General features: G+C 70.3%; 11 protein-coding genes. All 11 read left to right on the top strand.

Features of this window, described 5'->3' with window-relative positions; genetic code table 11:
• The first annotated feature begins 52 nt into the window (after positions 1 to 52).
• A complete protein-coding gene (gene uvrC / locus DT019_RS07615) occupies positions 53 to 2089 on the top strand; it encodes an excinuclease ABC subunit UvrC (RefSeq protein WP_114035863.1) in 2037 nt (678 codons plus the stop codon).
• Positions 2086 to 3030, top strand: coding sequence for an RNase adapter RapZ (rapZ, locus tag DT019_RS07620; protein ID WP_189389245.1), 945 nt, complete (start codon positions 2086 to 2088; stop codon positions 3028 to 3030). The genes uvrC and rapZ overlap by 4 nt, the downstream gene beginning before the upstream one ends.
• Positions 3027 to 4049 carry a uridine diphosphate-N-acetylglucosamine-binding protein YvcK gene (locus tag DT019_RS07625; protein WP_114035865.1) on the top strand — a complete coding sequence of 341 codons (1023 nt, stop codon included), beginning with the start codon at positions 3027 to 3029 and terminating at the stop codon, positions 4047 to 4049. The genes rapZ and DT019_RS07625 overlap by 4 nt, the downstream gene beginning before the upstream one ends.
• Positions 4040 to 5029 carry a DNA-binding protein WhiA gene (gene whiA / locus DT019_RS07630; protein ID WP_100574436.1) on the top strand — a complete coding sequence of 330 codons (990 nt, stop codon included), beginning with the start codon at positions 4040 to 4042 and terminating at the stop codon, positions 5027 to 5029. Before DT019_RS07625 ends, whiA begins: the two co-directional genes overlap by 10 nt.
• A 165-nt stretch (positions 5030 to 5194) precedes the next feature.
• Complete coding sequence (locus DT019_RS07635) at positions 5195 to 8143, top strand: M14 family metallopeptidase (RefSeq protein ID WP_114035866.1); 2949 nt, start codon at positions 5195 to 5197, stop codon at positions 8141 to 8143.
• Positions 8144 to 8354: 211 nt separating this feature from the next.
• Complete coding sequence (gene gap, locus DT019_RS07640; RefSeq protein ID WP_114035867.1) at positions 8355 to 9365, top strand: type I glyceraldehyde-3-phosphate dehydrogenase; 1011 nt, start codon at positions 8355 to 8357, stop codon at positions 9363 to 9365.
• Positions 9366 to 9485: 120 nt separating this feature from the next.
• Positions 9486 to 10697, top strand: a complete 1212-nt coding sequence (locus DT019_RS07645) for a phosphoglycerate kinase (RefSeq protein WP_114035868.1) — start codon at positions 9486 to 9488, stop codon at positions 10695 to 10697.
• A gap of 6 nt (positions 10698 to 10703) precedes the next feature.
• Entirely contained in the window at positions 10704 to 11480 is a 777-nt protein-coding gene (tpiA, locus tag DT019_RS07650; RefSeq protein ID WP_114035869.1) for a triose-phosphate isomerase, read from the top strand.
• 106 nt (positions 11481 to 11586) lie between these two features.
• On the top strand, positions 11587 to 11820 hold the full coding sequence (secG, locus tag DT019_RS07655; protein WP_100574431.1) for a preprotein translocase subunit SecG: 234 nt from the start codon (positions 11587 to 11589) through the stop codon (positions 11818 to 11820).
• 113 nt (positions 11821 to 11933) lie between these two features.
• Positions 11934 to 12269, top strand: a complete 336-nt coding sequence (locus DT019_RS07660; protein WP_003976875.1) for an RNA polymerase-binding protein RbpA — start codon at positions 11934 to 11936, stop codon at positions 12267 to 12269.
• Between the two features lie 175 nt (positions 12270 to 12444).
• Positions 12445 to 13656: an MFS transporter gene (locus tag DT019_RS07665; protein WP_114036058.1), complete on the top strand. Its 1212-nt coding sequence runs from the start codon at positions 12445 to 12447 to the stop codon at positions 13654 to 13656.
• The last annotated feature ends 60 nt before the right edge of the window (positions 13657 to 13716 follow it).

Raw genomic sequence — 13716 nt, forward strand, 5'->3', positions numbered from 1 at the left:
CGACCCCATGGGAGAAGCCGCGTTGTCAGCCCCCGCCAGTAGGGTGGTGGCCATGGCAGACCCCTCCAGCTACCGCCCCAAGCCGGGACAGATCCCCGACTCGCCGGGGGTCTACAAATTCCGCGACGAACACCGCCGGGTGATCTACGTCGGGAAGGCGAAGTCCCTGCGCCAGCGGCTCGCCAACTACTTCCAGCCGTTGACGAGTCTGCACCCGCGCACGGCCACGATGGTGACCACGGCCGCCGCCGTGGAGTGGACCGTCGTCGCCACCGAGGTGGAGGCGCTCCAGCTCGAATACTCCTGGATCAAGGAGTTCGACCCCCGCTTCAACGTCAAGTACCGCGACGACAAGAGCTATCCGTACCTCGCGGTGACGATGAACGAGGAGTTCCCGCGCGTGCAGGTCATGCGCGGCGCCAAGAAGAAGGGCGTGCGCTACTTCGGTCCGTACGGGCACGCCTGGGCGATCCGCGAGACCGTCGACCTGATGCTCCGCGTCTTTCCGGTGCGCACCTGCTCGGCGGGCGTGTTCAAGCGCTCGGCCCAGATCGGCCGCCCCTGCCTGCTCGGCTACATCGGCAAGTGCGCGGCCCCCTGCGTCGGCCGGGTCACCCCCGAGGAGCACCGCGAACTGGCGGAGGACTTCTGCGACTTCATGGCCGGCCGCACCGGCGCCTACCTGCGCCGCATCGAGCAGGAGATGATGGCCGCCGCCGAGGACATGGAGTACGAGCGCGCCGCCCGGCTGCGCGACGACATAGAGGCGCTCAGGAAGGCCCTGGAGAAGAACGCGATCGTCTTCAACGACGCCACCGACGCCGACCTGATCGCGGTCGCCGAGGACGAGCTGGAAGCCGCCGTGCAAATCTTCCACGTCCGCGGCGGCCGGGTGCGCGGTCAGCGCGGCTGGGTCACCGACAAGGTGGAGGCCGTCGACACCGCGGGCCTGGTCGAGCACGCGCTCCAGCAGCTGTACGGGGAGGAGAGCGGCGACGCGGTGCCCAAGGAGGTCCTCGTCCCGGCCCTTCCCGAGGACAGCGACGCGGTGAGCGGCTGGCTCTCGAGCCGGCGCGGCTCCAACGTCTCGCTGCGCATCCCTCAGCGCGGCGACAAGAAGGACCTGATGGTCACGGTCGCGCGCAACGCCCAGCAGGCCCTCGCGCTGCACAAGACGAAGCGCGCCTCCGACCTGACGACGCGCTCGCGGGCCCTGGAGGAGATCGCCGCCGCCCTGGAGCTGGACAGCGCGCCGCTGCGCATCGAGTGCTTCGACATCTCGCACCTCCAGGGCGACGACGTCGTGGCGTCCATGGTCGTCTTCGAGGACGGTCTCGCGCGCAAGAGCGAGTACCGGCGCTTCCAGATCAAGGGCTTCGAGGGCCAGGACGACGTCCGGTCCATGCACGAGGTGATCAGCCGTCGCTTCAAGCGCTACCTGGCCGAGCAGGCGCGCACGGGGGAGTGGGGCGAGGAGCAGGGCCCGGAAGGCGCCGCGGCGCCCGCCGACGGGCTGTCCGGGCCCGTGTCCGGCGAGGTCTCCGCGCTCCAGGAGGAGGACGGCCGCCCCAAGCGCTTCGCCTACCCGCCGCAGCTGCTCGTGGTCGACGGCGGGCAGCCGCAGGTCGCCGCGGCCAAGCGGGCCCTGGACGAGCTGGGCATCGACGACATCGCGGTGTGCGGGCTAGCCAAGCGGCTCGAAGAGGTCTGGGTGCCCGAGGAGGACGACCCGGTGGTCCTGCCGCGCTCCAGCGAGGGGCTCTACCTCCTCCAGCGGGTGCGTGACGAGGCCCACCGCTTCGCCATCACCTATCAGAGGGCCAAACGGACGAAGCGCTTCAAGGCGGGCCCGCTGGATGCCGTGCCCGGCCTCGGCGACACCCGCAAGCAGGCTCTGATCAAGCATTTCGGCTCGGTGAAGAAGCTCCGGTCGGCGACAATCGACGAGATCTGCGAGGTCCCCGGCATAGGCCGCAAGACGGCCGAGACCGTTGCCGCGGCCCTCGCCCGGGCGGTCCCGGCCGCGCCCGCCGTGAATACGGCGACAGGAGAGATCATTGAAGAGGACGACGGGGGCAGCAGGACATGACTGAGCAGCACGAAGAAGACCGAGAAGCGGGAGTACACGTGAGTACGGGCACGACGATCGAGGCCGGCGGGGCCGATGCGCCCATCCCCGAGCTGGTGATCATCTCCGGCATGTCCGGCGCCGGGCGCAGCACCGCCGCCAAGTGCCTGGAGGACCTCGGCTGGTTCGTCGTCGACAACCTGCCGCCCGCGCTGATCCCCACCATGGTGGAGCTCGGCGCCCGCTCCCAGGGCAATGTGGCGCGCATCGCCGTCGTCGTCGACGTGCGCGGACGCAGGTTCTTCGACAACCTCCGCGAGTCGCTCGCCGACCTCGACGCCAAGGAGGTCACCCGGCGGATCGTTTTCCTGGAGTCCTCCGACGACGCGCTGGTGCGCCGCTTCGAGTCGGTGCGCCGCCCGCACCCGCTCCAGGGCGACGGCCGGATCGTCGACGGGATCGCCGCCGAGCGCGACCTGCTGCGCGAGCTGCGCGGCGACGCCGACCTGGTGATCGACACCTCCAGCCTCAACGTCCACGAGCTGCGCGCCAAGATGGACGCCCAGTTCGCCGGGGACGAGGAGCCGGAGCTGCGCGCCACCGTCATGTCGTTCGGCTACAAGTACGGCCTGCCGGTCGATGCCGACCTGGTGGTCGACTGCCGCTTCCTGCCCAACCCGCACTGGGTGCCGGAGCTGCGCCCGTACACGGGCCTGAACGAGGAGGTGTCGGGCTACGTCTTCAACCAGCCCGGCGCCAAGGAGTTCCTCGACCAGTACAGCGAGCTCCTCCAGCTGATCGCGGCGGGCTACCGCCGCGAGGGCAAGCGGTACGTGACGATCGCGGTGGGCTGCACCGGCGGCAAGCACCGCTCGGTGGCCATGTCCGAGAAGCTCGCCGCACGCCTGGCCTCCGAGGGGATCGAGACCGTCGTCGTACACCGGGACATGGGGCGCGAGTGAAGGTGTACCGCCGGCGCACCGCCGGACCGGTGCTGCGCACCGGCCGCAAGCGGGGCGCCCAGCCCAAGGTCGTCGCCCTCGGCGGCGGCATGGGCCTCTCCGCCTCGCTCGCCGCGCTGCGCCGGATCACCGGAGACCTGACGGCCGTCGTCACCGTGGCCGACGACGGCGGCTCCAGCGGCCGGCTCCGCGACGAGCTGGGCGTGCTGCCGCCCGGCGACCTGCGCAAGGCGCTGGCCGCCCTGTGCGGCGACGACGACTGGGGCCAGACCTGGTCCCGGGTCATCCAGCACCGCTTCCAGTCCAAGGGCGACCTGCACGAGCACGCGGTCGGCAATCTGCTGATCGTCGCCCTGTGGGAGCAGCTCGGCGACCATGTGCAGGCGCTCGACCTGGTCGGCAAGCTGCTCGGCGCCCAGGGCCGGGTGCTGCCGATGTCGGCCGTGCCGCTGGAGCTGGAGGCACTCGTACGGGGTCACGACCCCCGGCGTCCCGACGACGTGGACACCGTGCGCGGCCAGGCCACGGTGGCGCTCACCCCGGGCGAGGTGCTCTCCGTGCAGCTGGTCCCGCACGATCCGCCGGCCGTCCCGGAAGCGGTCGCGGCGGTGCTGGACGCGGACTGGGTCGTGCTCGGCCCGGGCTCGTGGTTCTCCTCGGTCATTCCGCATCTGATGGTGCCCGAACTGCTCGACGCGCTCACCGAGACCAAGGCCCGCAAGGTCCTCTCGTTGAACCTCGCACCACAACCGGGTGAAACCGATGGCTTCTCTCCGCAGCGTCATTTGGAGGTTTTGGGACGACACGCCCCTAAACTCGCCTTCGACGTGGTGCTGGCCGACGAGGCCGCCGTGCCCGACCGGGGGAGTCTGACCGAAGCCGCGAAACGGCTCGGAGCCGAGGTCGAGCTGGCGCCGGTGGCCAGGCCCGATGGCTCTCCGAAGCACGATCCGGAGCTGTTGGCCGCCGCGTACGACCGTATTTTCCGGATGCATGGAAGGATCGGCCCATGGCGATGACGCCGGCGGTGAAGGACGAAATTTCCCGGCTGCCCGTCACCCGGACCTGCTGCAGGAAGGCGGAGGTCTCGGCGATTCTTCGGTTCGCGGGCGGGCTGCACCTGGTGAGCGGCCGCATTGTGATCGAGGCGGAGCTGGACACCGCGATGGCGGCACGCCGGCTCAAGCGGGACATTCTGGAGATCTTCGGGCACAGCTCCGAGCTGATCGTGATGGCCCCGGGCGGCCTGCGCAGAGGCTCGCGCTTCGTCGTACGGGTCGTGGCGGGCGGCGACCAGCTGGCCCGCCAGACCGGGCTCGTCGACGGCCGCGGCCGCCCCATCCGCGGCCTCCCGCCGCAGGTGGTCTCAGGCGCGACCTGTGACGCCGAGGCGGCCTGGCGCGGCGCGTTCCTGGCGCACGGCTCACTGACCGAGCCGGGCCGCTCCTCGTCCCTCGAGGTGACCTGCCCGGGCCCGGAGGCGGCCCTCGCCCTGGTCGGCGCCGCACGGCGGCTCCAGATCGCGGCCAAGGCCCGCGAGGTCCGCGGCGTGGACCGGGTGGTCGTCCGCGACGGCGACGCGATCGGCGCGCTGCTCACCCGGCTCGGCGCGCACGAGTCGGTGCTCGCCTGGGAGGAGCGGCGGATGCGGCGCGAGGTCCGCGCCACCGCCAACCGCCTGGCCAACTTCGACGACGCCAACCTGCGCCGTTCGGCGCGGGCCGCGGTGGCCGCCGGGGCCCGCGTCCAGCGCGCCCTGGAGATCCTCGGCGAGGAGGTCCCCGAGCACCTCGCGGCGGCCGGCCGGCTGCGCATGGAGCACAAGCAGGCCTCCCTGGAGGAGCTGGGCGCGCTCGCGGACCCGCCGCTGACCAAGGACGCGGTCGCGGGCCGGATCCGCCGCCTGCTGGCGATGGCCGACAAGCGGGCGCAGGACCTGGGGATCCCCGGGACCGAGTCCAATCTGACCGAGGAGATGGCGGACGGCCTGGTCGGCTGACTTCCTTCCGCCGCTCAACCCGCCCCGACCGGCGCCCACTTGGTGGGCGCCGGTTCCGTTTGCGGCGCGTGAGCCACCCGGTCCCCTGCGGTATTGACATGATCATGAGGTGTCGTGAGCCTGGCGTCTGTCCACTTTCGTGGCAGACAACAGCAAGGGGGGCCCATGAGACGCAGAGCGAGAGCGATCCTCGCCGCCGCATCACTGCTGACGGCCGGACTGGTGGCGGCACCCGTCGCCCAGGCCAGCCAGGGCGGAGCGGACGGCGAGGGCATCGTCGTCTGGAACGCCAAGGTCAGCCGCGCACAACTGCCGCTGCTCCTGGAGGCCGGGGCCGACGCCGAGGAACTGGGCGCGAACCTGCCCGCCAAGGGCTCGGCGGGCGTCGAGCTGTACCTCACCAAGACCCAGGCCGCCAAGCTGCGGGGCAAGGGCGTCGAACTCACCGAGCACAAGGTCTCCGCCCAGGCCCAGAACCGCCTCAAGGCCGCCGGTGACGGCGTGTTCCGGCCGTACAGCGGCAAGAACGGGCTCAAGCAGGAGATCCTCGACACCGGGAAGGCGAACCCGGCGCTCACCAAGGTCGAGTCGATCGGCAAGACCGTCAACGGCCAGGACATCCTCGCCGTGAAGCTCACCAAGGGCGCCAACAAGTCCAGGGACGGCTCCAAGCCCGCCACGCTGTACCTGTCCAACCAGCACGCCCGGGAGTGGATCACCCCCGAGATGACCCGGCGGCTGATGCACTACTACCTCGACAACTACGGCAAGGACCCGCGGATCACCAAGATCGTGGACTCCACCGAGCTGTGGTTCGTGATCTCCGCCAACCCGGACGGCTACGACTACACGTTCACCCCCGGCCACCGGCTGTGGCGCAAGAACCTCCGCGACAACAACGGCGACGGCAAGATCACGGTCGGGGACGGCGTCGACCCCAACCGCAACTTCCCCTACAAGTGGGGCTACGACAACGAGGGTTCGTCCCCCGATCCGGCGAACGAGACCTACCGCGGCCCGAGCGCCGGCAGCGAGCCCGAGACCAAGGCGCTCGACTCCTTCGAGAAGCGGATCCACTTCAACTACGCCATCAACTACCACTCCGCGGCCGAACTGCTGCTGTACGGAGTGGGCTGGCAGGTCGCCACGCCGACCCCGGACGACGTCATCTACAAGGCGCTCGCCGGCACTCCGGACAAGCCGGCCATCCCCGGATACCTCTCGGAGGTCTCCTCCGCGCTGTACACCACCAACGGCGAGGCCGACGGCCACGCGGCGAACGTCAACGGCACGATGATGTTCACCCCGGAGATGTCGACCTGCACCACGGCCTCGAACGTGGACCCCAACGACCAGTGGAACGCGGCCGACTGCCCCTCCGACTTCAACTTCCCCGACAGCGAGAAGCTGATCCAGGGCGAGTTCGAGAAGAACATTCCCTTCGCGCTCTCGGTCGCCGAGACCGCCGCCCACCCCGACCAGCCCTCCTCCTCGGTCGGCATCGACGCCCCGGACTTCACGCCGGACACCTTCGCCACCTCGTACACGCGGGACGACGACCAGGAAGTCGCCGTCACCGTACGCAAGTCGGTGCGCGACAAGACCCTCAACTACCGCATCAACGGCGGCCGTACGCAGACCGAGGACCTGGAGCCCTGGAAGGGCGGCAGGGTGTTCGGCGGGCACGACAACATCCGCTTCGACCAGTACCGCGCCAAGGTCGAGGACGCGGACGCCGGTGACAAGGTCGAGGTCTGGTTCACCGGGCGGACCGCCGCGGGCAAGAAGACGTCCAGCACGCCGTTCACGTACACCGTGGCCGACCGGCCGGAGGCGGACACCCTGGTGCTCGCCGACGAGGGCGGCACCGCCCCCGCCAAGAACGCCGCGCTCTACACCAAGGCGCTCGCGGACAACGGCCGCAAGGCCGCCGTGTGGGACGTCGCCACCCAGGGCGCCCCGAGCGCGCTCGGCGTGCTCAGCCACTTCAAGAACGTCGTCTGGTACACCGGCAGCGCGCAGCCGACGGCCGCCACCACGTTCGCCGTACGCGACTTCGTCAACGAGGGCGGCAAGCTCGTCAATGCGGGCGAACAGGCGGGCGGCAGCGTCGACCTCGGCGGCGGCTCCCTCTCCGACGACTTCTCGCAGTACTACCTCGGCGCCTACAACAAGGCCGGGCTCAAGTCCCCGCCCGCCTTCGCGGGCACCGGAAGGCTCGCCGGCGCCAAGGCCTCCCTGGCCGCCGCACCCGGCAGTCCGCTGACTGCGGCCGGGGCCTACACCGTCACCTCCGACACCCTGGACCCGAAGCGGTTCCCGCAGTTCACGAGCGCTTCGGGCGGTGACTACCCCGGGGTGCGCACCCCGTTCGAGCCCGCCGAGGGGTCCTGGTTCGCCGCGGCCAGGCACCAGGACAACGCGTACATGCGGCTCGCCCGCACCGTCGACCTCGCCCAGACGCCCGCCGCCGCCAGGCCGAGCCTGGCCTTCCAGCTCAGCTACGACACCGAGCCCGGCTACGACCAGGTGATCGTCGAGGCCCACACCGTCGGCAAGGACGACTGGACGACGCTTCCGGACGCCAACGGCGGCAGCACCACCAGCGTGCCCAGCCAGTGCGAACAGGGCTTCCTGCTCCAGGCCCACCCCTTCCTGACGCACTACCTGACCCCGGGCTCGCCCGCCTGCCGGGCGACCGGCAGCAGCGGGAGCTGGAACCGCTTCACCGGCTCGTCCAACGGCTGGCAGCAGGTGTCCGTCGACCTCAGCGCGTACGCCGGAAAGCAGGTCGAGGTCGCCGTCTCCTACGTCTCCGACCCGGGCACCGGCGGCCTCGGCGCCTTCGTCGACGACACCCGGCTGGTCATCGGCGGCACCGCGCAGCAGGCCGAGGGCTTCGAGACCTCGCTCGGTCCCTGGACCGTGCCCGGACCGCCGGCCGGCAGCCCCGGCACCAAGGGCGACTGGGCCCGTTCCCAGGCGCTCTTCCACTCCTCGGCCGCCGTCACCACCCGCGACACCGTCCTCCTCGGCTTCGGCCTGGAGAACGTCCCCTCGCGCGCCGACCGCAAGCAGGTCATCGCCAAGGCGCTCAGCGCACTGCACCGCTGACGCGGGGTAGTGGGGCCGAAGGTCCCCGGGGGTCCGTACCCGCAGGTAGGTACGGGCCCCCGGGCCCGCCCGGGCGGCATATCGGAACCATCCGGACGCGCTCGATGTCACCTCGGCGCCCCCGGGGAGGTAGGGTCGTAACCGGTCGGGGACATCCCATACAACTCGCCGGCGTCGAGAAACCCGGCGTACCTAACGAGGAGATCGGTTCGTGACGATCCGCGTAGGCATCAACGGCTTTGGCCGCATCGGGCGCAACTACTTCCGCGCGCTCCTTGAACAGGGTGCAGACATCGAGATCGTGGCTGTCAACGACCTTGGTGACACCGCGACCACTGCGCACCTCCTGAAGTACGACACGATTCTGGGTCGTCTCAAGGCCGAGGTGACCCACACCGCCGACACCATCACGGTCGACGGCCACACCATCAAGGTGCTCTCCGAGCGCAACCCGGCCGACATCCCGTGGGGTCAGCTGGGCGTCGACATCGTCATCGAGTCGACCGGCATCTTCACCAAGAAGGCCGACGCCGAGAAGCACATCGCCGGTGGCGCCAAGAAGGTCCTCATCTCGGCTCCGGCCAAGGACGAGGACATCACCATCGTGATGGGCGTCAACCAGGACAAGTACGACCCGGCGAACCACCACGTCATCTCCAACGCCTCCTGCACCACCAACTGCGTGGCGCCGATGGCCAAGGTGCTCGACGAGAACTTCGGCATCGTCAAGGGCCTGATGACGACGGTCCACGCGTACACCAACGACCAGCGCATCCTGGACTTCCCGCACTCGGACCTGCGTCGCGCCCGCGCCGCCGCCGAGAACATCATCCCGACCACGACCGGCGCCGCGAAGGCGACCGCTCTGGTCCTCCCGCAGCTCAAGGGCAAGCTCGACGGCATCGCGATGCGCGTGCCGGTCCCGACCGGTTCGGCCACCGACCTCGTCGTGGAGCTGCAGCGCGAGGTCACCAAGGACGAGGTCAACGCCGCGTTCAAGAAGGCCGCCGACGACGGCGACCTCAAGGGCATCCTCTACTACACCGAGGACCCGATCGTGTCCTCGGACATCGTGAGCGACCCGGCCTCCTGCACCTTCGACTCCTCCCTGACCATGGTCCAGGAGGGCAAGTCGGTGAAGATCCTGGGCTGGTACGACAACGAGTGGGGCTACTCCAACCGCCTCGTCGACCTGACCGTCTTCGTCGGCGGCCAGCTCTGACCTCGGTCCGGTAGGCACCTGATGTGAGCTACAGGGCTCGGGCAGCGCAATGACGCGCTGTACGGGCCCTGTCGCCTGTCCAGACCGTCCGTCTCGTACCTTTCAAGGAGTCACCCTTAAATGAAGACGATCGACGAACTTCTCGCCGAAGGGGTCGCCGGCAAGCGGGTATTCGTCCGCGCCGACCTCAACGTGCCGCTGGCCGACGGCCTCATCACCGACGACGGCCGCATCCGCGCGGTGCTGCCCACGGTCAAGGCGCTCGTCGCCGCCGACGCGAAGGTCGTCGTGGCCTCGCACCTGGGCCGCCCCAAGGGTGCCCCGGACCCCCAGTTCTCGCTGCTCCCCGCCGCCGAGCGGCTCGCCGAACTGCTGGGCGCCCCCGTCGCGTTCGCCCAGGACACCGTCGGCCCCGCCGCCCACGACGCGGTCAACGGGCTGCAGCCCGGCCAGGTCGCGGTGATCGAGAACCTGCGGTTCAACGCCGGTGAGACGGCCAAGGACGACGCCGAGCGCGGCGAGTTCGCCGACCAGCTCGCCGCCCTCGCCGATGTGTACGTCGGCGACGGCTTCGGAGCCGTGCACCGTAAGCACGCCTCGGTCTTCGACCTCCCGGCGCGGCTGCCGCACTACGCGGGCTACCTCATCGCCACCGAGGTCGGCGTCCTGAAGAAGCTCACCGAGGACGTCAAGCGTCCTTACACCGTCGTGCTCGGCGGCGCCAAGGTCTCCGACAAGCTCGCCGTCATCGACGAGCTGCTCGGCAAGGCCGACCGCCTGCTGATCGGCGGCGGCATGGCGTACACCTTCCTGAAGGCCCAGGGGCACGAGGTCGGCATCTCCCTGCTCCAGGAGGACCAGATCCCGGTCGTCCAGGAGTACATGAAGCGCGCCGCGGAGACCGGCGTCGAGCTGGTGCTCCCGGTCGACGTGCTCGTCTCCAAGGACTTCCCCGACCTGAAGACCAAGGCCCCGGCCGACTTCGAGACGGTCGACGCAGACAAGATCCCCGCGGACAAGGAGGGCCTGGACATCGGCCCCAAGTCCCGCGAGCTGTTCGCCTCGAAGATCACCGACGCCGAGACCGTCTTCTGGAACGGCCCGGTCGGCGTCGCCGAGCACCCCGACTACGCCGGTGGCACCACCGCCATCGCGCAGGCCCTGCTCGACAGCGAGGGCTTCACCGTGGTCGGCGGTGGCGACTCCGCCGCGGCCGTCCGCAACCTGGGCTTCGACGAGTCGAAGTTCGGTCACATCTCGACCGGTGGCGGCGCGAGCCTCGAATACCTCGAGGGCAAGACGCTCCCCGGCCTCGCCGCACTGGAGGACTGAACACCCGTGAGCACCCGTATCCCGCTGATGGCGGGCAACTGGAAGATGAACCTCAACCACCTCGAGGCCATCGCGCACGTCCAGAAGCTCGCCTTCGCGCTCGCCGACAAGGACTACGACGCCGTCGAGGTCGCGGTCCTGCCGCCCTTCGTCGACCTGCGTTCCGTGCAGACCCTCGTCGACGGCGACAAGCTCAAGATCAAGTACGGCGCCCAGGACATCTCGGCGCACGAGTCCGGTGCCTACACCGGCGAGATCTCGGGTTCGATGCTGGCGAAGCTGAAGTGCACCTACGTCGCCGTGGGCCACTCCGAGCGCCGGCAGTACCACGCCGAGACCGACGAGCTCTGCAACGCCAAGGTGAAGGCCGCCTACCAGCACGGCCTGACCCCGATCCTCTGCGTCGGCGAGGGCCTGGACGTCCGCAAGGCCGGCCAGCAGGTCCCCTACACGCTGGCGCAGCTCGACGGCGGCCTCAAGGACATCCCCGCCGAGCAGGCCGAGTCCATCGTGATCGCGTACGAGCCGGTGTGGGCGATCGGCACCGGTGAGGTCGCCACCCCCGAGGACGCGCAGGAGGTGTGCGGTGCCATCCGCGCGCGCCTGGCCGAGCTGTACTCGCAGGAGCTCGCCGACAAGGTGCGCATCCAGTACGGCGGCTCGGTGAAGTCCGGGAACGTCGCCGCGATCATGGCTCAGCCCGACGTGGACGGCGCCCTGGTGGGCGGCGCCGCGCTGGACGCCGACGAGTTCGTCAAGATCGTCCGCTTCCGCGACCAGTAAGTATGCGGTAGCGCGGATCCGTCGTACCCTTGCGGGGGCCGGACAGGGATTGTGGAATGTCCCCCGGCCCCCGTCGCCATATCAGTCCTAGGAAGTTGGTCCAGCCGTGATTGTCGGGTTCTCGATTGCCCTGATCGTCTTCAGCCTGCTGCTGATGCTGCTGGTGCTGATGCACAAGGGAAAGGGTGGCGGCCTCTCCGACATGTTCGGCGGTGGCATGCAGTCCTCCGTCGGCGGCTCCTCGGTCGCCGAGCGCAACCTCGACCGCATCACCATCGTGGTCGGTCTGTTGTGGTTCGCGTGCATTGTCGTACTTGGTCTGCTGATGAAGCTCAAGTAAGCCGTCGTCGTTCGGCGTTTCGGGGGTGGGGTGTAACTCCAATCACTGGACGCGCGTTGGGCCTTACGTAGACTGGGGCATCTTCGAGCACCATCACGCAGGGAGTTACGACCGTGGCAAGTGGCAACGCGATCCGGGGAAGCCGGGTCGGAGCGGGGCCGATGGGGGAGGCCGAGCGGGGCGAGTCCGCGCCGCGCCTCCGCATCTCCTTCTGGTGCTCGAACGGGCACGAGACGCAGCCGAGCTTCGCCAGTGACGCACAGGTTCCGGAGACGTGGGACTGCCCGCGCTGCGGATTCCCCGCAGGACAGGACCGGGACAACCCGCCGGACCCGCCGCGTACCGAGCCCTACAAGACGCACCTGGCGTACGTGCGGGAACGGCGCAGCGACGCGGACGGCGAGGCGATCCTCGCCGAGGCACTCGCCAAGCTCCGGGGCGAGATCTGACAGTTGAAGGGCCCAGAGGGTGAACTCGGTTCATCCGCGGGGCCCTTCGGTGCATCCGGGCCCCGCGCCGGGCGCCGTGCGAGGTGAATGGCCAGGTCACCGGCGATTGTCAGTGGCGCCCCCTACCTTGTGAAGCAGCCGATCACGAGGGGGAGTTGTGGCAGCAGTGCAGGCCATGCAGGGCGCGTCGGGCGCGTCGGCCACGCCCGCCTGGCGCGGGGGATTCGGCAGGCTTTGGACGGCGGCCGTCGTCAGCCGTTTCGGTGACTCCCTGCGCACCGCCGCCCTGCCCCTCCTCGCCACCGGCCTCACCACCGACCCGCTCCTCATCGCGCTCGTCACCGCCTGCGGATACCTGCCCTGGCTGCTGTTCGGACTGCTCGGCGGGGCGCTCGCCGACCGGGTGGACCAGCGCCGCGCCATGTGGGCCGTCGACCTGGTGCGCGGCGCCCTGGTCGCCGCCTTCGCCGTGGCCGTGGGTGCCGGCCACGCCTCCATGGTCCTGCTCATAGCGTTCGCCTTCGCGCTCACCACCCTCCAGACCCTCTTCGACAACGCCGCCACCGCCCTGCTGCCCTCGCTCGTGCCCAGCGGCGCGCTGGGCAGTGCGAACGCCCGGCTGATGACCGGACAGCAGATAGCGGGTGGCTTCCTCGCGGCGCCGCTGGTGCCGGTGCTCCTGGCCCTGTCGGCCGCGGCGCCGTACGGGGTCGACGCGGCCAGCTATGTGCTCGCCGCCGGGCTCGTCGCCTCACTGCGCGTCGACGCCCCGCGGCGCCCGGCCCGGAAAGCCGGGGCCACGCTGAGGGCGGAGATCGCCGAGGGGCTGCGGGCGCTGTGGGCCGACCGGGCGCTGCGCGGACTGTGCGCGGCCACCACCGTGTGCAACCTCGGCATGGGCGCCCTCATCGCCACCCTGGTCCTGCACGTCACCGGCTGGCTGCACGCCGGGCACGGCGGCTATGCCGCGACCATCACGGCGTACGGGGGCGGGAGCGTGGCCGGCGGGCTGCTGGCCCAGCGGTGTGCGCGCCGGCTCGGGCGGATACGCAGCGTGCTGGCCGCCGGAGCCGTCCAGGCCTGCTGTCTGGCGGCCATGGGCACGGTCCGCGCGCTGGGGGTGACGGTCGCCGCCATGGCGCTCTTCGGGCTCATGGGGATGGTGTGGAACGTGAACCTGACGACGCTGATGCAGGAGCGCGCCCCGGAGGCGATGCTGGGACGGGTGAGCGCGGCGTTCCGCACGCTGGCCGTGGCGGGCGCACCGCTGGGCGCCCTGGCGGGCGGCGCGGCGGCCGCGTCCTGGGGCCTCAACACCCCGGCCCTACTGGCGTCCGGCTTGTTCCTTGCCGCGGTCGTCGCGCTGATTCCTGCCCGCACCGCCTGATCAATTAGGTTGGAGGGGCAGTGGGGCAGGTACGCACGTACGAGAAGAAGTGGGCTGATG

The sequence above is a fragment of the Streptomyces sp. SDr-06 genome, from assembly GCF_003324565.1.
GTDB lineage: Bacteria > Actinomycetota > Actinomycetes > Streptomycetales > Streptomycetaceae > Streptomyces.